Genomic DNA, 24,963 nt, shown 5'->3' with positions numbered 1-24,963 from the left:
ATGAAAATCTTTTAGCCGCTAAAATGGCCTCCATCGCAAGGCATATTTGGTCGCTGCCCCGCAGTTTTACAGAGTGCCGCTATCCGCGCCCCGAATGGACACGCATGTCAGCTCCCCAAATCGGAGCCTTACCCCCTTTTTGGTGTTCAAACAGTCTCAATTAAGTGTTGCGCGACTAGCGCAACTCCGCATCACCTTAGATAAATAAACTCAAGGGGAGGTTCAGAACCATTATGAGACTCACGGCTAGGCAACAACGCCATCACGGGCGCAAATGCCGTTCCATAGGCTGATTAGGGCCTCCGCTGTGGCCTTGCATGTCGTCGTCTCCCGTATGTAATCGGCCTTGCTCAACCGGGAGAGCATCCAAGCCTCATCTTCAAGCCGGTCCTGTAGGCGCTGGGCCTCGTCGTCGGGCACCGGGGCAGGGCGCTTGCGCCGGTCGAGCAATTCGAGAAGCATCCTCGGCAATTCCACCCGATAGGCATTGGAGGTCTGCTCTGATCGCGCCCCGTCCTCTGTGACGGTGTGGACGTAGCGCCGCAGGCGCGCCAGCAAGCCGATGCTGGTAAGGGCGTTCAAGGCCCTTGCGACGGTGGCCCTAGAGACGGTCGCCCATTCGGCTATCATTTCATAGCTGGGCACCACGTTGCCCCTGAAACGCTCCTCCATCCGCAACAGGGCTTGATACACCCGGATCGTGGAATTGGTGATGCTCATGCAATAGTGCTCGAACTGCGTTATCTCGCGCGGCTCGCGCCGCAGCTCCGCGCGCAGGGCGCGGCCCTTTTCAAACGCCAGATTGATCGCACGCCAGCATCCCTTGCGCGTCTTGGTGTCTCGCGCCGCGAGGAAGCCCTTTTCTACGTCGCTCCCGGCTTCCTTGCTGCCGCCGCGCACGCGGGCCTTGGTGATGTGCTTCCCGCCCCGGCTACGGTCGCCATAGGCTCGGCCGAAAAGCTGCTGGGTCAGCTCCCCGATCGCCAGCGGCCCTTTTCTTCTGGTGTCACTCATCGTCGTCCCTCCTTTGCGAAGGGCCGGGAGACAGGCAAAAAAATCCCGTTGCGCGAATCAAGCGCCCTTGAACCGAAGTCCGAAAACCGCTAAGTGGGAAATTGTCTGTAGGTTCAGTGTTGGCGCACTGTCCCACTAAGCGGTTTTGAGGGTGCCCGGCTTCGAGCCGGGCATTTTCTTATCCACTCACGGCCAGAAACTCCTGTTGCAGAAACATATCGTCCCCGATCCGCTCTAGGATCGCGTTGATTGCAGCCTCGCGGGACGTGAATCCCTTGCTGGCTTTCACCCTCTCCACGATCTCGACGGCTTTAGGGGACAAGGCCAAACTCATGCGCTTAAAGCCCTGCTCGCTCTGTGCCTTGGCGCGTTTGCGCTGGGACAGCGTGGAGGGTTTGAGTTGCGTATGATTCGCCATAATGCCCCGGCTTAAAGGACATTAAAGGTTCTGGCAATTCAGTGCTGAAAAAATATGCTGGCGACTGAAAGACATATATAGAAAAGCGGTCTGCGTTTACGTCGAAGTCCGCAGTTCAAGAGCATCAACGAGTGGCTTCTTGGGCCTACCAACTGAAAGAATCGAAGCTATAGCCTTACATTATCGAGCTACGCGCTACAGCCGTAATTTTCAAAATTGGTCGCCGCGATCTGATCGGCAATTAGCATCTTGGGGCCTGCGCTCGATCCTGCGAGCATTTACGGAATGGACGCCAAAGAGAATTACGCGGAAGCCTGATCTTGTCTCTCGCGCGTCACTTTCTTCTTTCAATCCGTTCGCTGCCACCCGTTATGCGCGCTCGCGCGCTCGGCCCGGCTCGTCCAAAAATGATGCTATAAACAATCATATTCGGCGTCATACCGCTTCCTTTCTCGCGCGCTCCGGCATATCCTCCGCAGCTACCCGGAATTTTAGCGGCTAAAACCAACCCCCTTGCGGAAGAAAGAAACCGAACCTGTGTATCGGAAGGTTCTCGCGATTAACATTAACCGCTTCTTGGCCTTAAGACGGCTCAAGAAAAAAGACCTCGCGGAGAACGCGGGGCTGTCTGTGTCCTTCGTATCTGACGTTACAGCCGGTAAGGGAAACCCGTCGCTCGAAACAATCGCCGCCATCGCAAATGCTCTGGAAGTCCCGCTCGTCGCGCTACTGGAACCGCCGCCTATCGGCACCGATGGCTGGGACGCCAGCCTAGCCGATACCTTATCAAAAGAAGATAAAAAGCTGGGGCTTCCTCCCGGTTATAAGCGCGTTTCCGCTATCGTCACGGATCATCAAGCGTTTCAGATAGCACAATGGCACAAGGCTGCCCACGCTAAGTTGCGTCGGTCCTGACAATCCCCCCAATCTGAACCTAATTCTTTGCAATCGTTCTGGTTGCCTCCATGAAAATTCCGGTATATCCCTTGCGTCCATTTTGTTTTGGCAGGGACGGTGCTTCATGGAGGCCAAGGGGGAACCCGCTCAAGATACGGTAAAAGAGCGTGCGAAGGAGATGCTTCGCCGCTCCATGCAACCGCTTATGTTGGATGCGCTTGCCGACCCCAAGACCGTTGAGCTGATCCTGAACGCCGATGGCAAGCTATGGCTGGAACGCCTTGGCGAACGCATGATCTGCATCGGTAAGGTCGCCCCAAGCCGGGCCGAGGCGATCATCAAGGCGGTCGCTGGCTATCATAACAAGGAAGTGACGCGGGCCTCCCCGGTTCTGGAAGGCGAGTTTCCTATAGATGGCTCGCGCTTCGCCGGACAGATGCCCCCGGTCGTGCCCGCGCCGACCTTCGCCATCCGAAAACGCGCCGTGGCGATCTTTACCCTCGAACAATATGTGGAGGGCGGGATTATGACGGCGGAGCAATGCAGCCTCATCCATGAGGCTATCCGCGCGCACCGCAACATTCTGGTGATTGGCGGCACCGGCAGCGGCAAAACAACGCTAGTGAATGCCATTATCAACGGGATGGTGGACGCGGACCCGACCGAACGGCTCGTAATCATTGAAGATACCGGCGAGATTCAATGCGCCGCTGAAAACTACGTCCAGTTCCACACGTCCCCGCAAATCACCATGACGGCGCTGCTCAAAACCACGCTGCGGATGCGGCCCGATCGTATCCTAGTGGGCGAGGTGCGCGGCCCGGAAGCCCTCGACCTGCTCATGGCGTGGAACACCGGCCACGAGGGCGGAGCGGCCACGCTGCACGCCAACAACGCCGAAGCGGGCCTTAGCAGGCTCCAAATGCTCATCAGTATGCACCCCGATTCACCACGGCCGATTGAGCCGCTGATTGGTGATGCGGTGCATTTGATCGTCCACATCGCGCGCACGCCAGAGGGTCGCCGCATTGAAAGCCTGCTGGAAGTCGGGGGCTTCGTGGATGGGAAATACATTTTGCGCAAACTGTGAAGGAGCATGACATATGACGTTGTTTTGGAATGACGCCGCCGCCCGCCGTAAGGCGCTCATATGGGGTATGCTGGGGCTGGCGCTCGTCATGCTCCTGCTCTGGCCTCACGCGGCTTGGGCCTCGGATACCACGGGCGGCCTGCCTTACGAATCCTATCTGACCAAGGTGCGCCAGTCGATGACCGGCACCGTCGGTTATACCTTCGCCCTCGTCGGCATCGTCGTTGCCGGTGGTGTCCTGATCTTCGGCGGCGATCTCAACGGCTTTGTGCGAACGCTGTTGCTGATCGTCCTCGTCGCCTCGATGCTCGTCGGCGCTAACTCGGTCCTGTCCTCCATCACGGGCGGCGGTGCGGTGATTACCGGCACCGCTTCGCCCGCGCTGGCAGGCTAAAGGGGAGGGCCGGTCAACATGGCTCTGCGATCAGTGCCTATTCGCCGCTCTGGCGTCCGCAACAATCTGTTTTTGGGTGGGGACCGCGAGCTGGTCATGCTCACGGGCCTAGCGTCGATGGCGCTGATCGTTCCGGCCATCAATTCCTTGAAGGCGTGGGCCGCTGGCCTGCTGATCTGGTTTGCAGGCGTGTGGGCCTGTCGTCTCATGGCGAAATCGGACCCGCTGATGCGGTTCGTTTACATGCGGCACCGCACCTATCGCCCCTACTACCCGGCTCACTCCACGCCCTTCCGCAAGAACGGCCGCCTGCAATTCCGCCGCTACCGGCAACCGGGGAAGAAAAAATGATCCAGACAATCGCTGTCGTCATAGCGATCTTCGGGGCGGCCCTGCTCGCGGTCCTCGCCTTTGCGTCCTTCGCCAACGCGGCCGAACGCAAGCTGGCCCGGTATCGCTCCAAGGATGAAGGGCTTGCCGATCTGCTCAACTATGGGGCGATGGTCGATGATGGCGTAATCGTCGGCAAGAACGGCTCGTTCATGGCCGCGTGGATTTATGAGGGCGACGATAACGCCAGCTCCACCGACCGCCAGCGCGATATGGTCAGCTTTCGGATCAACCAAGCTCTCGCCGGGCTGGGCAATGGCTGGATGATCCACGTTGACGCGCCGCGCCGCCCTGCTGCCGCCTACTCGGCTGCGGGTCTGTCGCATTTTCCTGACCCGGTGACGGACGCCATAGATCAGGAAAGGCGCGAATTATTCCAGTCCCTCGGCACCATGTATGAGGGCTATTTCGTCATTACCGCGACCTATTTCCCTCCGGTCATAGCGGAGCAAAAGTTTGTCGAGCTGATGTTTGACGACGATCGGGAGCGGCCGAACAACAAGCAACGCACGGCCGACCTGGTTGAACGCTTCAAGCGCGAAATCACCACATTTGAAAGCCGTCTGTCCTCGGCCGTGAAGCTGACCCGCCTTCGCGCTCACAAGGTCGAAAATGAGGACGGCTCGACCGTGACGCACGACGACTTTTTGCGGTGGCTGCAATTCTGCGTCACCGGCAAAAATCAGCCGGTCGTGCTGCCCTCGAACCCGATGTATCTCGATTCCATCATCGGCGGTGTCGAAATGTGGACGGGCGTAATCCCGCGCATCGGCAACAAGTTCGTCCAGACGGTAGCGATCGAAGGTTTCCCGATGGAATCGACGCCGGGCATCCTCTCGGCGCTGGGCGAGCTGCCGATTGAATATCGCTGGTCCACGCGGTTCATATTTATGGACCTCCATGAAGCTGTGAAACACCTTGAGGATTTCCGCAAAAAGTGGCGGCAAAAGGTTCGCGGCTTCTTCGATCAGGTTTTCCAGACCAACAGCGGCAAGATAGATCAGGACGCCCTTTCGATGGTGGCCGATGCCGATAATGCGCTGGAGGAAGTCAACTCCGGCCTTATTGCACAAGGATACTATACCGGCGTCGTCGTCCTGACGGACGAAAGCCGCGATAAGGTAGAACAGGCCGCGCGCCAGCTTGAAAAGGCTATCAACGCACTCGGTTTCGCGGCCCGTATCGAGACGGTGAACAACCTAGAGGCGTTCTTGGGCACGCTGCCGGGGCATGGCGTCGAAAACGTCCGCCGCCCGATCATCAACACCATGAACCTAGCCGACCTGATGCCGACCAGCTCGATATGGACCGGCCTCGATCATGCGCCGTGCCCGATGTATCCGCCCAGCTCGCCCCCGCTCATGTCTGGCGTCACCAACGGCTCCACGCCGTTCCGGCTCAATCTCCACGTCCGCGACGTGGGGCATAGCTTCATCTTCGGCCCCACGGGCGCAGGCAAGTCAACGCTGCTCGGCCTGCTCGCCGCCCAGCTCCGCCGCTATCCCGGCATGTCCATTTTCGCGTTCGACAAGGGCCTGTCGCTCTACCCGCTGGCGAAGGCGGTGGGCGGGGCGCATTTCACTGTCGCCGGGGATGACGAAAAACTCGCCTTCTGCCCGCTCCAATTCCTCGAAACCAAGTCCGATCGCGCATGGGCAATGGATTGGATCGACACAATCCTAGCCCTCAACGGCGTGGCGACCACGCCCGCGCAACGCAACGAAATCGGCAACGCCATCGTCAACATGCACGCCAGCGGGGGCAAAACCCTCTCTGAATTTGTGGTCACGATTCAGGATGAAACGGTGCGCGAGGCGATCCGCACCTACACGGTGGACGGCTCTATGGGCCATCTTCTCGATGCGGAACATGACGGCCTGAGCCTGTCGGAATTTACCGTGTTTGAAGTCGAGGAGCTGATGAACCTCGGTGAAAAATACGCGCTGCCGGTCCTCCTCTATCTTTTCCGGCGTATCGAGCGATCTTTGAAGGGCCAGCCTGCCGCGATCATCCTTGATGAAGCATGGATTATGCTGGGGCATCCCGCCTTCCGGGCCAAAATCCGCGAATGGCTCCGGGTGCTGCGCAAGTCCAACTGCCTTGTTCTCATGGCAACGCAAAGCCTGTCTGACGCCGCAAATTCGGGCATCCTTGACGTTATCGTGGAGTCCACCGCGACCAAGATTTTCCTGCCGAACGTCTATGCGCGCGATGACGATACCGCCCAACTCTACAGACGCATGGGCCTCAATACACGCCAGATTGAAATCTTGGCGACGGCCATCCCCAAGCGCCAATATTACTATCTCTCGGAACAGGGGCGGCGGCTCTTTGAGCTGGCGCTAGGCCCCGTGGCCCTGTCCTTCGTCGGCGCGACCGACAAGGAATCCATCGCCACCATTAAGGCCCTTGAAGCGGCCTATGGCCCGGCATGGGTCAACGAGTGGCTGGCCATCCGTGGCGTCGAATCCACCATCAATATCGGCCGCGCGGCGGCGGCCCCCTATACCTCGGAGAAGCTGCATGAGTCTGTTTGACAAGCTGCGGGGGCGGCGAGCTGCGGAAAGCGCCCCGGTTGATCCCAACCCCTACCTGAACGCGCGGCGGCAATGGAATGAGCATGTGGGCGGCATCGCTGCCTCGCGGCGCTTGTGGCAGACTATGGCAATCCTTTCGATGCTGATCGTCCTCGCCGCTGTCGGCGGCATCATAGCGATTGGCAGTCAATCGAAATTCATCCCTTACGTGGTCCGCGTGGACTCGCTGGGGGACGCGATAGCGACCCAGCGGGCCGATGTGGCTTCGCCGGTCGATGCGCGCGTGGTGCAAGCGCAAGTCGGCTCCTTCATCCAGTCGGCCCGCATGGTGACGGCTGACGTTGAACTCCAAAAGCAAGCCATTTTCCGGGTCTATGGGATGCTCGCGCCGAACGATCCGGCGTTGGCAAAGATGACCGACTATCTCAACGGCAATCCCGACAATACGCCTTTCGCCCGCGCGGCGCGGGAAACCGTGTCGGTCGAAATCGCCTCGGTAATTCAGCAAACCAAGACCTCTTGGCAGGTCGATTGGACCGAGACGGAGCGCGATCGGCAAGGCCAGCCTATCCAGCCTCCGGCGAAAATGCGCGCGCTCGTCACGATCCGCGTTGCGCCGCCCAGCTCGGCCACCACGGAGGAACAAATTAAGCAAAACCCCTTGGGCGTGTTCGTCCAAGATTTCTCTTGGTCGCGCACACTCTGATGGGAGGGACAATCAACATGAAGAAGATCGCCTATTTCGCCGCCGCCCTCGCGGCGCTGCCTTCGATCGCGTCCGCGCAGGACGGCCCGCCGCTTCCCGACGACATGCCGCCCGCGAACGCGCCCATGCCTGCCGGGGGAGGGGCGCAAGTAGATCCCAATGCCTATATCAGCCCGCGCAATCCGAACCTGACGCGCACCCAGCGCGAGGGTCTGTCGATCGCGCGGCGCTGGCAGGCGGAAAGCGCCGAAGGCATCAAGCCGGTGCCGGGCACCGAAGGCGCGGTATTGTTCGCCTTCGGCACCTCCGAACCCTCCGTGGTCTGTGCTGTGCTGCAAATCTGCGATGTGCAGTTGCAGCCGGGCGAGAACATCAATTCGGTCAACGTGGGCGATAGCGCCCGCTGGCTGATCGAACCGGCCGTTTCCAATTCCGGGCCGAACGAAACCCAGCATCTTATCATCAAGCCGCTCGATGCGAACTTGAATACAACGCTGATCGTGACGACCGATCGCCGCACCTACCATATCCGGTTGGTGTCGCACCGGACGCAATTCATGTCGCGGGTGGCGTTCACCTATCCCGATGAAGCGCAAGCCAAATGGGCCGCTTTCCGCGCTCGATCGGACACGGCGCGCGCCGAAAACACGATGGCGGTGCCCGATGGCGCGCGCGGGACGGGCAGGGGAGGGAGCGAATATCTCTCCAATCTCGATTTCCACTATAGCGTTGACGGCCGCGCACGCTGGAAGCCCGTCCGGGTTTACAATGATGGCGTCAAAACCATCATCGAAATGCCGCACGCGATGGAGCAGACGGAAGCGCCATCGCTGCTGATCGTCCGGGCCGGGGGCAGCGTCTCCAAGGCGGCTGATACCTCCATCGTCAATTACCGGCTCCAAGATGGCCGCTACATTGTCGATCAGATTTTTGACCAAGCGGTCCTCATCTCCGGTGTCGGCAAGCGCCAAGAGCGCGTCACCATCACAAGGGGGGGCTGATCGTGCGCGGTGCGATTTTTGTATCAGTGGCTTTCCTGCTTACGAGCTGCGCGGGCGTTTCGCACCGGGACAGCTTCGCCGTTCCGGCTCCTCCCGATCAGGCCCAAGCCCTCGTTGACGATTCCGTGGCGGAGCTGGTGAAACTCTACCCGCCTGCGATTAGCCGGGTGCTGATCCCGACTACCGGGGGCGGGGCCTATGGTGACGGCTTGCGCTCCTCGATGCGCCAAGCAGGCTATGCGGTGATTGAGGCGGGCAAGGGCGTGAAGCCCGATCCTGCGGCCACGCCGTTGCGCTATTACGTCGATCAGCCAATTGCCGATTCCTACCGCGTGACGCTGCGGGTCGGCGCGCAAACTTTCTCCCGCATCTATGGCGTGGATGAAAAGGGTATCTACCCGTCTGCCGGGTGGGCGCTCGATCTGACCGGCGCAACGCCGGAGCTGATCGAACGGGCGAACCGGCCCGTAGCGCCTGCCGCACCTCCTCCCGTTCCGTCGCCCGTCGCCAGCACGCAACCCGGCTTCGGCGGCAATGGAACAGAGGCCGGAACGTGGTCTGTCAGCCTGACGGGCTTCTCCTCCGAAAGCGCAGCACGCGCCTATTGGCGCGCGACGGCGCGCCTTCGCCCTTCGTGGGCGAGCGTGACGCCGCGCTTTGTCCAAAACGGACGCTCTCACGGCATCCAATTCGGACAGTTTCAATCCAGCGCGACGGCGCGCGCCAAGTGCAAGGGCATCCGTGCCGCGCGCTGTGGCGTCGTCAAGGCCGGGTAAGGGGGTAGGTTTATGTCTGATGCTGATAGCATGTCGCCGGAAGCCTCGCCGGGCGGTGCAGCGGACGGGAACAGCGGGCGCTTGGTGACGGGAGTTCGCAGGGTCAATAATGCGCCGCTGCTGATCGTCCTCGGCATTGTGGCGCTGTTCATCGCCATCGTGGTGTCGATTATGATTGATCGCTCCTCGGACAATGCGGCGACCAAGGTTCAACCGGCTGTCGGTCAAAGCTCGGCCGATGTTGCGAACAAGGTTGCGGGGACCGCTCCAAGCGGTGCTGCGGAAGTGATGGCGAACGCGCCCCCGCTGCCGCCTGCCGATGGCATCCCGGTCGCGCCGGTCGATCCCAATGCGCCGCCAACCGTCACCGCCTCGCCAGCGCAACCCAACGGCCCCACGGCGGCCGATCTGCGCCGGGCACGCATGGAAGCGATACGCGAAGCACGCCTTGCCCAATTTGGCAGCGCCGTGCGCTCTCCTACCGCCCTGAAATGGCAGGACGGCCGCAATGGGGCATCCTCTGGCGCTGGCGGCATGAGTGGCGGCGCTGATCCGGCAACCCAGCTCGTCGCCCTGCAACAGCAAATGGCCGCTGCAATGGCGCAGGGCCGCCAGCCCTCGGCCTCCGACATTGCCACCCTTACGGCCCTGTCAAACCAAGTGGCCGGGGGAGGAGCCGGAGCCGGGCAGGGTGCCGCCAATGCCCGCCCGCCTGCCAACTATGGCCAGTTCGCCAACAATGCGGGTGGCAATCGCTGGGCCTCGAACAGCCAAGTAGAAGCGCCCTCCCGCTACCAGCTCCGCGCGGGCTTCGTAATTCCCGGCACGCTGATCTCCGGCATCAACTCGCAAATACCGGGGCAGATTGTCGCGCAAGTTTCCCAAAACGTGTTCGATACCGCGACGGGCCGCTATCTCCTGATCCCGCAAGGCTCCCGCCTTGTCGGCGCGTATGATTCCAACCCGGTCTTTGGGCAGACGCGCGCGCTCATCGCGTGGCAACGGATCATCTTTCCTGACGGCAAGGCGATCGACCTTGGCGCTATGCCGGGGTCAGACAGCGCGGGCTATGCCGGGTTCCATGACCAAGTGAACGCGCATTGGTTCCGTATCTTCGGCTCCGCTCTGCTCATGTCTGGTGTGACCGCTGGCGTAACCCTTAGTCAGCCGCAAACCGGCCTCAACGCCAATGGCACCATGTCCGCCAGCCAAGCCCTTAGCCAAGCTCTCGGCCAGCAGCTCGGACAGACCACGGCGATGATGATTGAGCGCAATCTGAACATATCGCCCACGCTGATTATCCGGCCCGGCTTCCGCTTCAATGTGGTCGTCGTGAAAGACCTCACATTTTCAAAGCCTTACCGCTCATTCGATTATTGACGCCAGATGAAAGGGAGCAAGCAAAATGAAGTCTCGAATTTTAGCCGCTAAAATTTCTTTGGCGATCACTCTCGCGCTGGCGGCCCCGTCCGCCAATGCGCAAATCTCGGTTATCGACGTTGCGAACGTCCGCCAGACAACCGTTTCCGCGCTGCAAAACGTCGCCACGGTGGCGAAGCAAATCCAGCAGTATCAGACGCAGCTACAGCAATACCAAAATATGATTCAGAACACGGTCGGCGCGCCGGTCCAGCTCTGGCAGCAGGCTACGCAAACGATCGACAGCCTCCAAGGGCAGGTCAATCAAATCAGCTCGTTCGCTCGTCAAGCTGGCGACGTGAACACCTACATGAATCAATTCAAAAATCCGTCTTACTATCAGACCAATGCTTGCACGTTCGGGAACTGCACGGCGGCGCAGCGCGCGGCGGCTCTGTCCGCTACTCGCGCCCGCACGACAAGCCAGATGGCCGCAAATGCCGACGCTATGAACGGCATCAACAGCGCCATGACAACGCTTGCGTCTGACGGCCAGCGCCTCGACCAGTTGCAGGCCAATGCCACGGGTGCGAGCGGGCAAATGCAAGCCCTGTCCTACGCCAATCAATTTGCGGCCCAACAAGCCAGTGAGTTGCAGAAAATTCGCGGCGTCCTGCTCGCGCAAAGCGCCGCGCTGACGGCTCAATCGCAATATCAGCTCGATCGCGATGCTGCGGCAACAGAGGCATCGGCCGCAATGCGGAAAACCAAACCGACGCCGATCGGAACCTATCAGAATTAAGGAAAGCCCATGCCGAAATTGCGTCAACTTATCGCCGCGTCCTGCTGCACCGCTACACTTCTTCTCGCGGCCTGCGGCAAGTCCGAGTCCGAACCGAAAACGATGCTCTATTACTCTCAACACCTAGACGAAGCCCGCGAGAAGGTCGCCCGATGCAAATCCGGCGTCGAAACCGACGCGGAGTGCCAAGAAGCGGGCAGCGCACTAGCGCACGAAACCAAGCCGACGCCGATCGGAACCTATCAGAATTGAGGATAGCACTATGAAGGCTCTGGCTCGCCTACACCTGTCCGCCTTGGGGGTGGCGCTCACGCTCGCCGCGACTCCCGCCTATGCGCAATCGCAAGGTATGCTCGATAATGTTCTGAACAAATATAAGAGCATGGCGGCGGCGTGGGCGAGCGTCTTCACAACGCACGCGACAATTCTATTCGGCACACTAGCGGCGGTCAGCCTCATTTGGACGTTCGGGGTAATGGCGTTGCGCCGCGCCGATCTTGGCGAATTTGCTTCGGAAGCAATTCGCTTCGCCATCTTCTGCGGCTTCTTCTGGTGGCTGCTCATCAACGGCCCGGCGATCGGCTTGGCGATCATTGAAGGGCTGCGCTCGTTGGGTGCGCAGGCATCCGGCCTGCCTAACAATCTCGCGCCATCGGGTATTGTGGACATTGGTTTCGACATTTTCCGCCAAGCTGTCGAAGCGTCCAGCGTCCTAACTCCGGTCGATTCCGCTCTTTCTATCTTGGTTTCGCTGGGCATCCTGATTGTTTTGGCTCTCGTCGGCGTGAATATGCTGCTGCTGTTGGCCTCCGGCTATGTCCTCGCCTATGCCGGGGTTATCTTTTTGGGCTTCGGCGGCGCGCGGTGGACCAGCGATATTGCGCTGAACTATTTCAAAACGGTGGTCGCGGTGGGCGCGTCCCTGATGACGATGGTTCTTATCGTCGGCGTCGGCAAAACCTTCCTTGACCAATATTATGCCGCAACGGGCGAGGGTTCGTCTCTCCAAGATTTAGGGACCATGCTTGTCTTCGCGGTCGTCCTTCTGGCGCTCGTAAACAAGGTTCCCGCGATGGTCGGGGGCGTTATAAGCGGCGGCTCGATCCACGCGGCGGGCGGTATCGGAGCCTTTGGGGCAGGGGCCGCGCTGGGTGCTGCCGGGATGGCCGCTGGGGCGGCGGCCACGGGTGGAGCTATGATCGCTGCTGGCGCGATGAACGCTGCGGGTGGAGCCAGCGCGATCAAGGCCGCCTTCGCTGCCGCTGGTGGGAGCGGTGGTGAAGGCGGCCAAACCGGCATGGGAGGCGGGCAACCGCTTTCGTCGGCGGGCGACATGCCGGGAGGCGGCGATAACGGCGGCGGCGGTGGCGGTGGGGGCGGCGGCACGCCCCTTAGCGTCGCTATGGGCGGCGATGGCGGTTCCCCCCCGGCCAATGACAACAGCGGCCTTCAAGGCGGCTCGGAAGCCGCCAGCGCGGGCGGTGGCACGGCTGCAAGCGCCGCTGCGGGTAGCGAGGCGGCCGATCGTGAAGACGGCAACGGCGGCGGCGCTGCCGGTGGCTCGCCTGCGGGGGAGGGGGAGGCCAGCTCCGCCAGCTCGCAAGGTGAAGGCGCGCCCGAAAGTGGCGACACTGGCGGCACGCAACGCACCGGCCTTAGCCGTGCGGCGAAAACCGCAAGCATCCTCGGCGGCGCTGCCGCTGGTATGGCGGTGGGCGCTTTGAAAGAGCGGGTGGGAAATACGGTGGGCGGCCGACTGGCGGCCAATATCCGCGCGTCGGCCGCCTCGGCATCGTCGGGAAGTGAAACGCTCGCTCCCGCGACCGGCGCGGGCAGTCCCGCCAGCTCGTCCGATTCATCGCCACCCCCCACGGCGCAATTCGCGGGCGATACCATTTCGGCCGCCCGTGATGCGGGCGACATGGAGACGCCAGAGGATGAAGTTGCGGCCTTCGTCCAGAGAAGGGGGGACAGCTAATCATGGCCGCTGATCTGCCTCCGGTTGTCATAGAAGAACGGGTGCAATGCTCGATCGCGGCGGCGCTGCGCTATAACATTCCGGCGAACGTCATGCTGGCGGTCGCGGAACAAGAGAACGGTCGGCCCGGCGCGCGCGTCCAGAACACCAATAACACCGCCGATCTTGGCTCGATGCAGCTCAATTCCAGCTATATTCAATCGCTGGCACGCTACGGCATCCGGCCCGAATATGTGCTTGCGGCGGGGTGCTATCCCTACAACCTCGCTGCATGGCGTATCAGAAACCATATCCGGGATGACAAGGGCGACCTGTGGACGCGGGTTGCCAATTATCATTCCCGAACGCCGGTCCATAATGCCCGCTATCGGGCGCTGATTATGGCGAAAGGCGCACGCTGGGAGGCGTGGCTTTCCTCGCGCTATAATACCTACAGCGTGAACGGCGTGCCGGTAAGCGGCGGCGCTCCTGCTGCGCGATCGACCTCGATCCCACTCACGATCACGGCGGCCGACGCGACGGGCGGGGGCCAGCTCGCGGCGCAACCCGCGATCGTCCAGCCCGAAGGCAGCGCCGACGCCTCGGCGGGCTATGTCGCCTCGATCTTGGCCGCTGCGTTCAATGCTCGCATAACCGATACGTGGCGGGCGCTGGAAGCCAATTACGGGGCCGCCAACAGCTTTCACAAATATGGGCAGGCGGTGGATTTCGTGCCGCGTGCCGGGCTGCACACGATCACGCGCGAGCAAATCCGCGCCGTGATGGCGCAACATGGTATTCGCGTGGCGGAGCTGCTGGGGCCGGGGGACCGGGGCCATGCCGATCATTGGCATCTGGCTTTCTATACCGGCGATCAGACTCGGCCGCTCGATCGCGCTCAAATTGTCGTCGCCAGAGCGGAACGCGGGGTAGGGGGCCTAACCTCGGCGGCCGTGCAGCCGATGGCCAGCTATGAGGCTGCGCCAGCTCCACAAGCCCGCGTCATGGCGGCTCGGCCGAACGCCGCGCCTATTTCCGTTGCGGTGAATTTCCGGCGCGACATGCTGCATCCTTCGCCTACCGATCCCACGGCGGACCCGCGATTTATTCCGCGCACAATCACCGCCAGCAATTGAAGCGACGGCGCGCTAGGCGCTCAATTCGGCAAGCCGGTGTGGGCGCTGATCCCCATCCCGGCCAGCTCCTCAATGAGCCAGTCTCGAAAGTCCGAAATGGATTTCGCGCCTTCGGCCCTCAAGGCGGCAACGTCTTCCTCTTTGAAACTCCAATCGTCCTTGCCGATGTGGCGCAAGGCGCGCCAAACGCAATGCTTCTGATAGCTGTAGATCGCGCAACGGAGATACCCGCGAACGATCTTTTCCATAGCCGCATCGTCATTGCGGTGGCGATCTAGCAATGCGTCAAGGTCGGCTACGGACGGATTGGGATCAAGCATGGTCGGCCTCGATCTGTAGGGCGAGCTGGGCGAGGCGATCGGGAGCAAGCAAGTCGTCGGCCGCAAGGTCGATAGCGAAGGGTTCGCCGGGTTCGGGCGGCCGTCGATCGGCGGCGAAAGCGGCAAGATAGGGTTGCGCCGCGTCGGTTTCGATCCAGCGCCAGAAGGCAGGCCCTTGGCCGAATAGCCCGGCCTCGAACATATCGAGCCGGGCTTGCGCGAAATCATCGCACATTAGGCGAAGTGGATCACGGCCGATTCAGTGGTCCGCCCCTGCGGGCGCACGACAATATCGACCTTGCAGCCAAGCCGGGTGAGCATGGCTAGAAGCCGCTCAACCGAGACGCTGCGGAACTGGCCTCGCAGGATGCGCGACAATTCCGGTTGGGTAGATCCCGTAACCTTGGCGGCGGCGATCTGCGTCAACTTCCGCTCCTGCATGGCCTCGGCCACACGGGTAACGAGCTGGGCTTTCAAAAGGTGGGTGTCGGGGTCGGCAAAGCCTAGATCGGCAAAGACATTGCCGCTGCCTTCCTCAATGATTTCGTCCTGTGCGCTCATGCTGTGCCTCGCGGGGTCTGGTGTTGCCGGTGATGCTCCTCGGCGGATTTCAGCCGCGTTCGGATCAAATCCATATCGGCCTGCGGCGTGGCCTTGCCCTGCTTGGATTTCTTCTGGAAGGCGTGCAGGACATAGACCGCCTCCGCGAATTTGACCGTATAGACCGTGCGGAACGTATCGCCTTGGTGGTCGTCTATGATCTCGACCACGCCAGCGCCGCCAAAGCCCTTCAACGGCTTAGTGCTGGCGTGCTGCCCGCCTTGCTGCGCAAGGTGCAGGGCATAGCCCATTACGTCCTGCACATCGTCCGGGAACTCCCGAAAATCGCGCTTTGACGATGCCACCCATCGAACCGGCCGTTCCGTATCCATCGCGGCTATTATGCACAAATATACATAGCCCGCAAGCGGAAATTATGCGCGTATGTGCATATTGCCAGCTCGCTATGCCGATTGAGGCGACCGCGATCGGGGCGGCTCAATCGAGCGCCCTGCGCGACGAATGTATCAACGCCGGGGATGCAGGGCCGTAATTTTATGCTAGAGGCCCGGCGCGGCCCACGCCCCCCAATTTGTGCGGCCGTCCACTTCCGACGATGGCCCGCAAGGACTAGCCATCGTCGGAAGACCAACAAACAATCTAGCCGATGCCACGCGCCGCCCCTGTCCGGGCAGGCGAGGGCTGCTTGCCGTTGTAATAAAATTACTGCTCAATCTGGCCCTAGCCGCTCTTATTCACCGGGGCGGCCAAGAGGGTTGGCGGGAGTAGCGTAAGGCTCTGATCTGAAGTAGGAAATTGGGTGTCTAAGCCGCCCCTACTCCGGGGCAGAAAATGCCACAGGCCACACCCGCCATGATTGAGCTTATCCGAAACGAAATTCGATTCCCAGCGATCGCACACAAGAAAATCACTGCCGCCTTCGATGGTGGACGGTTGACCTCGGACGGCGGTGTTTTGCTGCTGGCCCAGGCAGAGCGGGAACTGGGGATCTGCAGCCAGCTTGCCGCTTGCATTGCCGATCCGCGCGATCCTGGCCGCGTAATCCACAAGTTGGATGATATCCTGCGGGCGAGGGTTCTGGCGATTGCCTGCGGCTATGAGGATGCCGATGATCTCGACGCCCTGCGCGACGACCCTGGCTTTCGCCTGGCGCTGGGCAAGCTGCCCAGTTCAGGCGCGGGCCTGGCGAGCCAACCGACAATGAGCAGGTGGGAGAATGCACCGACCACCCGGGAGTTGGCGCGCATGATGGCCGCAATGGTCGACATCTACTGCGCCAGCTATCCCACTGCGCCCGCGACGGTAACGTTGGACATCGATGATACCTGTGACATCGTGCATGGCTACCAGCAGCTCTCCTTCTGGAACGGCCATCACGGCGAGCGCTGTTTTCTGCCGATTCACGTCTACGATACAGCGACGGGGCGTCCGGTCGCCATGCTGCTGCGTACCGGCAAGACCCCCTCGGGTGCCGAGGCTGCCGGGCACATCCGACGTCTTGTGCGGCATATCCGTCGGCATTGGCCCGCAACGCACATCACCATCCGCGGTGATGGGCACTACGGGCGGCCAGAAGTCATGGCCTTCTGTGAAGCGCACGGCATCGACTATGTTTTTGGCCTGCCCACCAACACTGCCCTGCGCGCCAATTCCGATATCGTCGCTGCCGCCGATGCCTGCGCCGTCAAGCGCGCCCGGGAAGACCGGGTGGTCCTGCGCAGCTATGCCGAGATCCGCTATGGGGCGAAAAGCTGGAAATGCCAGCGCCGCGTCGTTGCCCGGATCGAGGCCAGCACGCTCGGCATGGACATTCGCTACGTCGTCACGTCGCTGACAGAAGGCTCCGCCGAGCATATTTATGACAGCCTCTACTGTGCCCGTGGCCAGGCCGAAAACCTCATCAAGCTGCACAAGACGCAGCTCGCCAGCGATCGCACCTCGTGCCGCTCGGCGAACGCCAATCAGATGCGGCTCATTCTACACACCGCCGCATTCTGGCTCATGTGGCGCATCCAGCAGGCCATCCCCAAGGCCACCGCGCTCGCCACCGCCGAGTTCGCGACCCTGCGCCTCCGGCTTCTCAAGGTCGCCGCCCGCGTCATCGAAACCGCCTCCCGTATCCGGGTCGCCTTCGCTTCGGCCTGTCCCGACGCCGCCGTGTTCCGGACCATCGCCATCGCGCTCAGGCCCGCCCCGACATAGCCCGCGCGGCAGTGCCGCAGAACGCTCGAATCCCGCCCTTCAACCCAGAAAGCCTCTCATTCTTCCGCGCTGAAACAGGCGCAGCAGAGACGCTTGTCCCGGTCTACAGGTCCGCAGCCCCAATCACAGGTGAGCATCGGCACCAACACCATCACGAATAAGAGCGGCTAGTTGCGCGTGCAATTTCCCTATTGTTGAGTCATCGTCCTCCCTACAGCGACCGAAAGGAGGACTAGGCTATGGTTGATTCTTCCAATATCTATCGAGAGCAACAGAAAGCGGTTGCCCTAGAGTTCATGGAAAAAGCTCTTGCGATACTCGTTGAGATCGATGATTCAGCCGCAGATTGTTATCTGCAACAATCAATAGATACGTGCATGGCGTCACCGCGCATGACATTTCCCGAAGATGAATTTTGGGATTGTGTTGATGAATTGCCACATTTGACCGATCGCGTCTTGTTCCTGCATCGGCAGAACGGGCTTTCGATCGAGCAAATCGCCAAACGACTAGGCATCGAGCAGAAAGAGGCGGCCGAACGGCTTTCCGTGGGGCTTGCCCTTGTTCGCGGCTCATTCAGCCTGATGGAGCATTAATCGCCGGAATCGGGGTGAGGAAGCATCTTGCCGAGCGTGGCGACCAATTCACCGGGCATGTAGGGCTTGGCGATATAGGCAGCGCCGTTCGGCAATTCGCCTGCACCTGGTCGCACGCGGCCAGAGGTAACGAGGACCGGCATGGACGGCCATCGGTCGCGGACGGCAGCGGCCAAGGCAAGGCCGGTCATCCCTCCGGGCATTTCAATATCGGTGAACACCGCGCCAATGTCATCGCGGCCGTCAAGGATCGCCAGAGCGTCCGCCGCCTCGCACGCCTCAAAGACGCGATAGCCCGCGTCCATAAGAATGTCGGCCGCCATCGTCCTCACTAGGGGTTCATCCTCCACAACCAGCACGGCCGCGCTGCCCGATCCTAATCCCATTTTCCCGGCTCCCCGTCCTTTTCGGCCTTCTCCTGTGCCGCATCACGCAACATTCCCGCCCAGCAAGGCGTCACCTCAAGGTTTGTGCGCCAGACAACGATTTGGCAGACATAATGCGAACATCGGCTAATTAGCGAGCTTGAGGCGCGACATGGGATCGTTGAGCTGGCGGAATTCACCGCCAGGCGGACGCTCCGCCTGCCCTCAAAGGCAGCCGCCGGGCAGGCTACGCCGCGGGGTACGATGCTACTGACATGGCCAAGCCTTCGCTAACGAGCGTTCAGCTCCGGCCACCATATGAACACTCATAAAATAGCTATTCTGCTCCGCCCAGCGTAAATATGCCGCGCGCAGCGCCGATCGGTCATAGCGTGGAGCGCGGCATTCCGCTTTTCGCGCGACGATCATCATGTCGAGCACGCCTTGGAGGTAAGCGCCGCATCGCGGCTCATTCGCTTGACAGCTTACGAACAACGCCGAGCCCGTCGCCGACGCGGGTTCGGTTTGGCCGATCGCACTATCAGGCAGGGCGGCCAAAGCGGCGCATAACAATATCCATCGCCTTGGCCGCATTTTCGTCTCCTATTCCGCAGTATCATTTCGGAAGGGGCGCACGGCCCTCGACGGCCGGCGCCCCGTGCTGATCCATCATTCGCGGCCGAGCACCTGGCCTTCGGGCGTGACGAACAGTTCGATCGTCTTTCCGTCGCTGTTCTTGCCCTTGATTTCATAGAGCGTGCTTCCGTCCGCCTTTCGGGTGACTTGCTCCGCTTTGCTTATTGACGCGAGTTGCGCGCGTGCCGCGTTCATCGCGGCCTCGGGCACCTGAGCAAGCGGGATGTCTCGTTCGCTGTGCTTGCCGATTATCCGGTTTTCGTTCGCCTCGTGGTTTTGCGCGATCGCCACGCCCGCGATCGCCAGCGCGGCCGCGCCCACGCCTGCGACAACAGTGAGAGTTCGTTTGCTAGCCATGTTCCATTCCACTTCCTGCATAAGGGCCGTGGGGTCGGGCGGGCGGCGGTTACGGCCCAATGAGCCGTCGTCCGAGTTCAACTCCTCTGATTGTTCATCCTGTCGAGCGCCGCGCGCAGCCCACGGGCGAGCTTGGCTGCGTCGTCGTTGGCCCAGAAGTGCATGAAGAACAGCCGCGGCTCGTCGTTTAGCATATGATTATGCAGCGCCGTGACCTCGATCCCGTTCGTCCGCAGCACGCGCAGGACCGGATCGACCTCGTTTGCGACAAGTACGAAATCGCCGGTGATGGCGGCTCGGCCGTCCCCGGTTGGCTGAAAGTTGATCGCGGTCGCCGTGCCCATCGTCGGCGGAGTCTCCATATCGCCGTCCATCAGCCGCTCGGCGCGCGGAAAGCTGTATTGGAGGATGCCACCGGCCGTCTTGCCCTCACCGCCCATCAACCGGTTGAGCGCGGCCACATCGAGGTCGAGCCGCGATGCGGCTGCGCTGGCCGAAGGCGATTGCGGCGCGGCGAGCGGGGTCCGACTGGCTGATAGCGCTTGCCGGAGCGCGGCCGCGAGCTTCACCGGGTCGCCGTGGCCGGCAATGTGCATGTACATGGTCGCAGGCGAAGAGCGGAGCAGGTGATTGTGGAGCGCGGTGATCGTAAAACCGCTTGCGAGCAGGCGGCTCAAAACGGGGTTCACCTCGTCGTGGGTCAGCACGAGATCGCCCATCACCATCGCCTCGTCGCCCATCGGCTGAAACGCCGCCCAAGAGCCGAGCGCGAGGGAGGGCTTGATCGTCACCCCATCCAGCGTGACGCTCAGGTCCGAACGCGGGAAGCTGTAGCGGTGAACGCCCCCCGGCTGTTCGGCCCCCGCTCGTCCTATCGCCCGGTCGACAGCCGACCAGTCCGGCGCTGCCCAAGCCGGGCTTGCCAGCAGGAGGCTGGCGAATCCCAAGGCGATGGTCTTTTTCAGCATAATTGATCCTTCATCAGCGCACTCGACACGGAAAGCCTCACGTCATGCGAGCGCGCCGCCGGCGAGCCGCGACATTACGCTCCGGTTTCTTTCTTCGGGATAAGCAGTCCTATGCTCATGAGGCTTGTGATGCAACCCTTACACTTGTAGGCTAGTGACGATACAACTATGACAAACACACAAGCTTCCCCTTGGTTGCTCCTGATCCCGCAGCTTCCGGCTAAGCCTGCCTATTTGCGGGTGAAGGTCTGGCGGCGTTTGCAGGCGATCGGGGCCGCGCCGCTCAAGAACGCCGTCCATGCGCTCCCCAATCGCGAGGACACGCGCGCGCTGTTCGAAGAACTGCATCGCGAGATCACCGAAAATGGCGGCGAGGCGCTGATCCTCGAAGCGCGCCTTGTCGGCGGCATGGGCGATGCGGAGCTGCGCGGAGTGTTCGACGCTGCGCGTGACGCCGACTATGAGGAGTTGGCACGCGAGGCGCGCGCGCTGTGTGAGGGCGAGTATGTCGCGGCGGCGGATGTGGGCCGCCTGCGCAAACGCCTGAACGAGGTCGCCGCGATCGACTTTTTCGGTGCGCATGGTCGGCAGGCGGCACAGGCCGCCATCACCGAGGCGGACCGCCGCTCTCACCAACATCCCGATGTGAGCGGCCCCGGTGCGCCCGAGCTGACCCCGGCGGAGCTAAAGCGCCGCGTTTGGGTGACGCGCCGCCATGTCCATGTCGATCGCATCGCGTCCGCCTGGCTCATTCGCCGCTTCATCGACCCCGAGGCGAGCTTCAAGTTCGTCGAGGGCAAAGGATATGTGCCGGAGCCTGACGAACTGAGGTTCGACATGGCGGACGCTGAGTTCACCCACGAAGGCGACCGCTGCTCCTTCGAGACCTTGGTGTTCCTCACCGGTCTCGAGACCGACCCCGCGCTGCGGGCGCTCGGCGAAATTGTTCACGACCTTGATATTGCCGATGCTCGGTTCGAGCGCCCGGAAACTCCGGGAGTGAGCGCGCTTATCGCCGGCATCTGTGCCGGCACCGACGACGACGAGGAGCGGATCGCGCGCGGATCGACCGCGCTCGACGGATTCTATGCTCACTTCACCCGGCGAAAAGAGGACTAAAGATGGAGGCCAGCGCACGCGCTGAAATCGCAGTCGAGACGCTGCACGAGCACGGCATCAGCTTTGGCGAGGCGGTGCGCGTCTGGATCAGGGTCGCGCTGCTCAGCTTCGGCGGACCGGCGGGCCAGATAGCGGTGATGCATCGCATCCTGGTCGAGGAGAAGCGCTGGATCGGCGAGGAGCGGTTCCTCCACGCGCTCAACTATTGCATGCTGCTGCCCGGCCCTGAAGCGCAACAGCTAGCTGTCTATATTGGCTGGTTGCTCCATAAGACCAAGGGCGGCCTGGTCGCGGGCGCGCTATTCGTGCTGCCCGGCTTCCTCGCGATTTTAGGGCTCAGCTATGTCTATGTGCTGCTCGGCGAAGTGGCGCTGGTCGAGGGATTGTTCTTCGGATTGAAGGCCGCCGTGCTGGCGGTGGTGCTACAGGCGGTGGTCCGGGTGGGTTCGCGTGCCTTGAAGAACAACGTCATGCGCGGTTTTGCCGCGCTGGCGTTCGTCGCGATCTTCGTGCTCGACGTGCCCTTCCCGCTGATCGTGCTTGCCGCCGCGCTGATCGGCTTCTTCGGTGGCCGCGCTGGTTACGCCGCATTCAAGGGCGGCGGCGGACATGGTCCCGCCGGCGCTGAGATAATCCACGACCGCGACACCGCTCTTGGCGAGGGCCTTCCCGACCATGCCCGGCCGAACCTCTCTTGGTCGCTGCGCATCTCCGGCGTCCTGCTGCTGCTCTGGCTCGGGCCGGTCGCAGCGCTGCTGTTCGCGTTCGGCCCCGACGACGTGTTCAGCCGCATCGCCACCTTCTTCAGCCAGATGGCGGTGGTGACCTTCGGCGGCGCCTATGCGGTGCTCGCCTATGTCGCGCAGGAGGCAGTCGAGACCTATGGCTGGCTCCAGCCCGGCGAGATGCTCGACGGGCTCGGCATGGCCGAGACCACGCCCGGGCCGCTGATCATGGTGACGCAGTTCGTCGGCTTCCTCGCGGCCTTCCGCGAAGCGACCGGGCTGCCGCCGCTCGTCGCCGCGACCTTCGGCGCAATCCTCACCACCTGGGTTACCTTCCTGCCATGCTTCCTGTGGATCTTCGCCGGCGCGCCATTCATCGAGCGGCTGCGCGGCAACCGCGCATTGTCGGCCGCGCTTTCGGCGATCACCGCCGCAGTGGTCGGCGTGATCCTCAATCTGGCGGTCTGGTTTGGTATCCACACTCTGTTCGAGCAAGTCCGCGAAGTGCCGTTCGCAGCCGGCACCATCGATCTCCCAGTCCTAACGTCCGTCAACTGGCCGGCGCTGGCGCTCGCGGTGGGTGCGATACTCGCCATGTTCCGGTTCAAGGCCGGCATGCTGCCGGTGCTCGGCGTCTGCTCGGTCCTCGGGGCCGCATATGTAATGATCATCTGAAGGAGTGACGCGTGACGATCGACCATCTTTCCCGACGCAGTGCAATCGCAACTCTTGGCATCGGAGCCGCCGCCATGACTATCAACGAAGCCTCTGCGCAGACGCCGGCCGCAGCGCCGGCGGCTGTCCCCGCCTTTGCCGGAAATCATCAGGTCAAGCCGCTCAGGTTCAATCCCGCCAGGCTTCACGGCCTCTCCGAAAGGCTGATCACATCGCACCACGAGAACAATTATGCGGGCTCGGTCAAGGCCCTGAATATGATCGAGACACGACTTGCCGCCGCGCTCGCTGACACGGACCTGCCGCCGGTGGTCTATGGCGGATTGAAGCGCGAGGAGCTGCACCGCACCGGCTCGGTCGTGCTCCATGAGGTCTATTTCGACGGGCTCGGCGGCAACGGCCAGGCAGCCGGTTCCATCCGCGACGCGCTGGGCGCGGCGTTCGGCTCGTTCGACCGCTGGGAAGCCGACTTCCGCCGTACCGGGATGAGCCTTGCCGGCGGATCGGGCTGGTGCGTGCTCGTCTACAATCTCCACACGCGCTCGCTGCACAACCATTGGGCGTGGGATCATATGCACGGTGCGATTGCCGGCGTGCCGCTGCTCGCGCTCGATATGTACGAGCACAGTTTCCACATGGATTACGGCACCGCCGCCGCCAAATATGTCGACGCCTTCTTCCGCAACATCGACTGGGAAGTGGTCGACCGGCGCTATGCCGCGGCTTTGCGCGGCGGCGGCTGAACCCGACCGCCGTGGCTTAACACCCACTGCTGCGCGACACCTGAGTTCGCGACCACAAAGGGGACAGGTCCGATGGGGAGATGCAACAATGACATCCGGCCCGAACATCGCTCTTCTTTGGCGTGGGCAAGCAGCCGAGTGGACGCATCGCTTTCATGAAGCCCGGCAGTGGCCGATAATGCAGGCCTTGCGGGCGCTCGGGGCGACCGCAAGGCCTGTACTGTACAGGGACGAGGCGGTTCGCGAGATTCGGGACGAGCTGCTGTCGTGCGACGCAGTGCTGGTCTGGGTGAATCCGTTGGACATTTCAGGCGACCGCTCGCAGCTCGATCCAATGCTGCGCGAAGTCGCGGGGTGCGGCGTTGTCGTCAGCGCGCATCCTGACGTGATCGCCAAAATCGGCGTCAAGGAAGTGCTCTACACAACGCGATCCATGGAATGGGGCAGCGATGTCGATCGATACGTGGACGCTGAAGGCCTTCGCGCTCGTTTCCCCGAACATCTTGCCGCAGGCCCGCGCGTGCTGAAGCCGAACTACGGCAACGGCGGCAGGAATGTATGGCGTGTCCAACTAGACGAAGCGGGAAACGCTCCGGCTTTGAAAACGTCGGTGAAAGTTCAAGAGGCCCGCCAAGGAAGCAAATCGGAGCGCATCAGCCTAGCCGAGTGCTTGGAAAGGTGGGTGCCGTTTCTAAACGACGGCGGCGTGCTGATCGATCAGGCTTATCAGCCGCAGTCGTCCGAGGGCATGGTCCGCTGCTACGTGTGCGGGCACCGAGTGGTTGGCTTTGGGCACAACCTGATCACTGCGCTGATGACGCCAACGGCCATTGATACAACGTCGTCAACCCCACAGCCGATGGGCCGCGCCATGTTCGGACCGGAGGTGACGCGCTTCGCAGCCTTACGGAAAGCGATGGAGGATCGCTGGATTCCAGAGATGCAAAGGTTGCTGTCGATCGCCGACCACGATCTTCCGCTTCTTTGGGACGCCGACTTCCTATTTCGCCCTGGTGAAGCCATCAGCGATGGCTCCTATGCGCTTTGCGAGATCAATGCTAGTTCGGTTGCACCATTTCCGCCAAGCGCCGTCCAGCCAGTCGCCGCAGCGGCAATCGGTCGCGCTCTTGCCATTCGTTTGAGGGACTGTCAGGATTTCCGTGTGTGGCCGGGCATAATGGGCAACAAGGAGTCCCACTATGTCACGACGCAAAGAACC

General features: G+C 61.8%; 29 protein-coding genes. 19 read left to right on the top strand and 10 right to left on the bottom strand.

Annotated features, from left to right (window positions below; all coding sequences use genetic code 11):
* Nucleotides 1-246: 246 nt before the first annotated feature.
* Together AC0KVN_RS24455 and AC0KVN_RS24450 are read right to left on the bottom strand one after the other, a co-directional pair.
* The gene (locus AC0KVN_RS24455; protein WP_006954207.1) at nucleotides 247-1,014 is read right to left on the bottom strand and encodes a GntR family transcriptional regulator; all 768 of its coding nucleotides are present in this window, start codon (nucleotides 1,012-1,014) and stop codon (nucleotides 247-249) included.
* Between the two features lie 178 nt (nucleotides 1,015-1,192).
* Nucleotides 1,193-1,432: a hypothetical protein gene (locus AC0KVN_RS24450; protein ID WP_019053948.1), complete on the bottom strand. Its 240-nt coding sequence runs from the start codon at nucleotides 1,430-1,432 to the stop codon at nucleotides 1,193-1,195.
* Nucleotides 1,433-1,969: 537 nt separating this feature from the next.
* Here AC0KVN_RS24450 and AC0KVN_RS24445 point away from each other — a divergent pair.
* From AC0KVN_RS24445 to AC0KVN_RS24385, 13 genes are all read left to right on the top strand, one after another.
* Nucleotides 1,970-2,347 (top strand): helix-turn-helix domain-containing protein, encoded by a 378-nt coding sequence (locus AC0KVN_RS24445; protein ID WP_026149852.1) that lies wholly within the window; start codon nucleotides 1,970-1,972, stop codon nucleotides 2,345-2,347.
* Between the two features lie 106 nt (nucleotides 2,348-2,453).
* A complete protein-coding gene (gene trbB, locus AC0KVN_RS24440) occupies nucleotides 2,454-3,419 on the top strand; it encodes a P-type conjugative transfer ATPase TrbB (RefSeq protein ID WP_026149853.1) in 966 nt (321 codons plus the stop codon).
* A gap of 13 nt (nucleotides 3,420-3,432) precedes the next feature.
* Nucleotides 3,433-3,813, top strand: a complete 381-nt coding sequence (locus AC0KVN_RS24435; RefSeq protein WP_006964400.1) for a TrbC/VirB2 family protein — start codon at nucleotides 3,433-3,435, stop codon at nucleotides 3,811-3,813.
* Between the two features lie 18 nt (nucleotides 3,814-3,831).
* Nucleotides 3,832-4,164 (top strand): conjugal transfer protein TrbD, encoded by a 333-nt coding sequence (locus AC0KVN_RS24430; protein ID WP_026149854.1) that lies wholly within the window; start codon nucleotides 3,832-3,834, stop codon nucleotides 4,162-4,164.
* Nucleotides 4,161-6,740 carry a VirB4 family type IV secretion/conjugal transfer ATPase gene (locus AC0KVN_RS24425; RefSeq protein WP_006964396.1) on the top strand — a complete coding sequence of 860 codons (2,580 nt, stop codon included), beginning with the start codon at nucleotides 4,161-4,163 and terminating at the stop codon, nucleotides 6,738-6,740. The genes AC0KVN_RS24430 and AC0KVN_RS24425 overlap by 4 nt, the downstream gene beginning before the upstream one ends.
* A complete protein-coding gene (locus tag AC0KVN_RS24420; RefSeq protein WP_006964394.1) occupies nucleotides 6,727-7,446 on the top strand; it encodes a VirB8/TrbF family protein in 720 nt (239 codons plus the stop codon). The genes AC0KVN_RS24425 and AC0KVN_RS24420 overlap by 14 nt, the downstream gene beginning before the upstream one ends.
* A gap of 17 nt (nucleotides 7,447-7,463) precedes the next feature.
* A complete protein-coding gene (gene trbG / locus AC0KVN_RS24415) occupies nucleotides 7,464-8,447 on the top strand; it encodes a P-type conjugative transfer protein TrbG (protein ID WP_006964392.1) in 984 nt (327 codons plus the stop codon).
* Nucleotides 8,448-8,449: 2 nt separating this feature from the next.
* Nucleotides 8,450-9,223: an SPOR domain-containing protein gene (locus AC0KVN_RS24410; RefSeq protein ID WP_019053953.1), complete on the top strand. Its 774-nt coding sequence runs from the start codon at nucleotides 8,450-8,452 to the stop codon at nucleotides 9,221-9,223.
* Between the two features lie 12 nt (nucleotides 9,224-9,235).
* On the top strand, nucleotides 9,236-10,603 hold the full coding sequence (locus tag AC0KVN_RS24405) for a TrbI/VirB10 family protein (RefSeq protein WP_026149855.1): 1,368 nt from the start codon (nucleotides 9,236-9,238) through the stop codon (nucleotides 10,601-10,603).
* Between the two features lie 25 nt (nucleotides 10,604-10,628).
* Nucleotides 10,629-11,384: a P-type conjugative transfer protein TrbJ gene (trbJ, locus tag AC0KVN_RS24400; RefSeq protein ID WP_022675885.1), complete on the top strand. Its 756-nt coding sequence runs from the start codon at nucleotides 10,629-10,631 to the stop codon at nucleotides 11,382-11,384.
* 9 nt (nucleotides 11,385-11,393) lie between these two features.
* Complete coding sequence (locus AC0KVN_RS24395) at nucleotides 11,394-11,636, top strand: EexN family lipoprotein (RefSeq protein ID WP_019053956.1); 243 nt, start codon at nucleotides 11,394-11,396, stop codon at nucleotides 11,634-11,636.
* Between the two features lie 10 nt (nucleotides 11,637-11,646).
* A complete protein-coding gene (trbL, locus tag AC0KVN_RS24390) occupies nucleotides 11,647-13,362 on the top strand; it encodes a P-type conjugative transfer protein TrbL (protein ID WP_030092735.1) in 1,716 nt (571 codons plus the stop codon).
* 2 nt (nucleotides 13,363-13,364) lie between these two features.
* Complete coding sequence (locus tag AC0KVN_RS24385) at nucleotides 13,365-14,477, top strand: transglycosylase SLT domain-containing protein (RefSeq protein ID WP_030092736.1); 1,113 nt, start codon at nucleotides 13,365-13,367, stop codon at nucleotides 14,475-14,477.
* Nucleotides 14,478-14,497: 20 nt separating this feature from the next.
* On the opposite strand, the gene AC0KVN_RS24380 is transcribed toward AC0KVN_RS24385, so the two are convergent.
* From AC0KVN_RS24380 to AC0KVN_RS24365, 4 genes are read right to left on the bottom strand one after another with little or no spacing between them, the layout of a single operon-like run.
* Nucleotides 14,498-14,797 carry a hypothetical protein gene (locus AC0KVN_RS24380; protein ID WP_013041567.1) on the bottom strand — a complete coding sequence of 100 codons (300 nt, stop codon included), beginning with the start codon at nucleotides 14,795-14,797 and terminating at the stop codon, nucleotides 14,498-14,500.
* A complete protein-coding gene (locus AC0KVN_RS24375) occupies nucleotides 14,790-15,032 on the bottom strand; it encodes a hypothetical protein (protein WP_013041566.1) in 243 nt (80 codons plus the stop codon). The genes AC0KVN_RS24380 and AC0KVN_RS24375 overlap by 8 nt, the downstream gene beginning before the upstream one ends.
* Nucleotides 15,032-15,358, bottom strand: coding sequence for a helix-turn-helix domain-containing protein (locus tag AC0KVN_RS24370; RefSeq protein WP_006964370.1), 327 nt, complete (start codon nucleotides 15,356-15,358; stop codon nucleotides 15,032-15,034). The genes AC0KVN_RS24375 and AC0KVN_RS24370 overlap by 1 nt, the downstream gene beginning before the upstream one ends.
* A complete protein-coding gene (locus tag AC0KVN_RS24365) occupies nucleotides 15,355-15,729 on the bottom strand; it encodes a type II toxin-antitoxin system RelE/ParE family toxin (protein ID WP_013041565.1) in 375 nt (124 codons plus the stop codon). The genes AC0KVN_RS24370 and AC0KVN_RS24365 overlap by 4 nt, the downstream gene beginning before the upstream one ends.
* 460 nt (nucleotides 15,730-16,189) lie before the next feature.
* Between AC0KVN_RS24365 and AC0KVN_RS24360 the strand changes: the two genes are divergently transcribed.
* A complete protein-coding gene (locus AC0KVN_RS24360) occupies nucleotides 16,190-17,560 on the top strand; it encodes an IS1380 family transposase (protein WP_025772875.1) in 1,371 nt (456 codons plus the stop codon).
* A gap of 239 nt (nucleotides 17,561-17,799) precedes the next feature.
* Nucleotides 17,800-18,156 carry a sigma factor-like helix-turn-helix DNA-binding protein gene (locus AC0KVN_RS24355; RefSeq protein WP_083434665.1) on the top strand — a complete coding sequence of 119 codons (357 nt, stop codon included), beginning with the start codon at nucleotides 17,800-17,802 and terminating at the stop codon, nucleotides 18,154-18,156.
* Here AC0KVN_RS24355 and AC0KVN_RS24350 read toward each other — a convergent pair.
* From AC0KVN_RS24350 to AC0KVN_RS24335, 4 genes are all read right to left on the bottom strand, one after another.
* Nucleotides 18,153-18,542, bottom strand: a complete 390-nt coding sequence (locus tag AC0KVN_RS24350) for a response regulator (protein WP_014194371.1) — start codon at nucleotides 18,540-18,542, stop codon at nucleotides 18,153-18,155. The two genes, AC0KVN_RS24355 and AC0KVN_RS24350, sit on opposite strands and share 4 nt — an antisense overlap.
* 246 nt (nucleotides 18,543-18,788) lie before the next feature.
* Nucleotides 18,789-19,115, bottom strand: coding sequence for a Rap1a/Tai family immunity protein (locus AC0KVN_RS24345; protein ID WP_223178489.1), 327 nt, complete (start codon nucleotides 19,113-19,115; stop codon nucleotides 18,789-18,791).
* A 75-nt stretch (nucleotides 19,116-19,190) separates the two neighbouring features.
* Complete coding sequence (locus AC0KVN_RS24340; protein ID WP_202408384.1) at nucleotides 19,191-19,514, bottom strand: PepSY domain-containing protein; 324 nt, start codon at nucleotides 19,512-19,514, stop codon at nucleotides 19,191-19,193.
* Between the two features lie 77 nt (nucleotides 19,515-19,591).
* Nucleotides 19,592-20,482, bottom strand: a complete 891-nt coding sequence (locus AC0KVN_RS24335) for a DUF1259 domain-containing protein (RefSeq protein ID WP_008603797.1) — start codon at nucleotides 20,480-20,482, stop codon at nucleotides 19,592-19,594.
* Between the two features lie 195 nt (nucleotides 20,483-20,677).
* On the opposite strand from AC0KVN_RS24335, the gene AC0KVN_RS24330 reads away from it, so the two are divergent.
* From AC0KVN_RS24330 to AC0KVN_RS24315, 4 genes are all read left to right on the top strand, one after another.
* Complete coding sequence (locus tag AC0KVN_RS24330; RefSeq protein WP_008603798.1) at nucleotides 20,678-21,601, top strand: chromate resistance protein ChrB domain-containing protein; 924 nt, start codon at nucleotides 20,678-20,680, stop codon at nucleotides 21,599-21,601.
* Between the two features lie 2 nt (nucleotides 21,602-21,603).
* The gene (gene chrA / locus AC0KVN_RS24325) at nucleotides 21,604-23,001 is read left to right on the top strand and encodes a chromate efflux transporter (protein ID WP_008603799.1); all 1,398 of its coding nucleotides are present in this window, start codon (nucleotides 21,604-21,606) and stop codon (nucleotides 22,999-23,001) included.
* A 74-nt stretch (nucleotides 23,002-23,075) separates the two neighbouring features.
* Nucleotides 23,076-23,744, top strand: a complete 669-nt coding sequence (locus AC0KVN_RS24320) for a superoxide dismutase (RefSeq protein WP_017184236.1) — start codon at nucleotides 23,076-23,078, stop codon at nucleotides 23,742-23,744.
* 88 nt (nucleotides 23,745-23,832) lie between these two features.
* On the top strand, nucleotides 23,833-24,963 hold a 1,131-nt coding region (locus tag AC0KVN_RS24315), incomplete at its 3' end, for a Cj0069 family protein (protein WP_483656445.1).

The organism is Sphingobium sp. SG1, assembly GCF_057063145.1.
The sequence above is the reverse complement of the archived record's forward strand: the minus strand, read 5'-3'. Positions and strand labels throughout refer to the sequence as shown.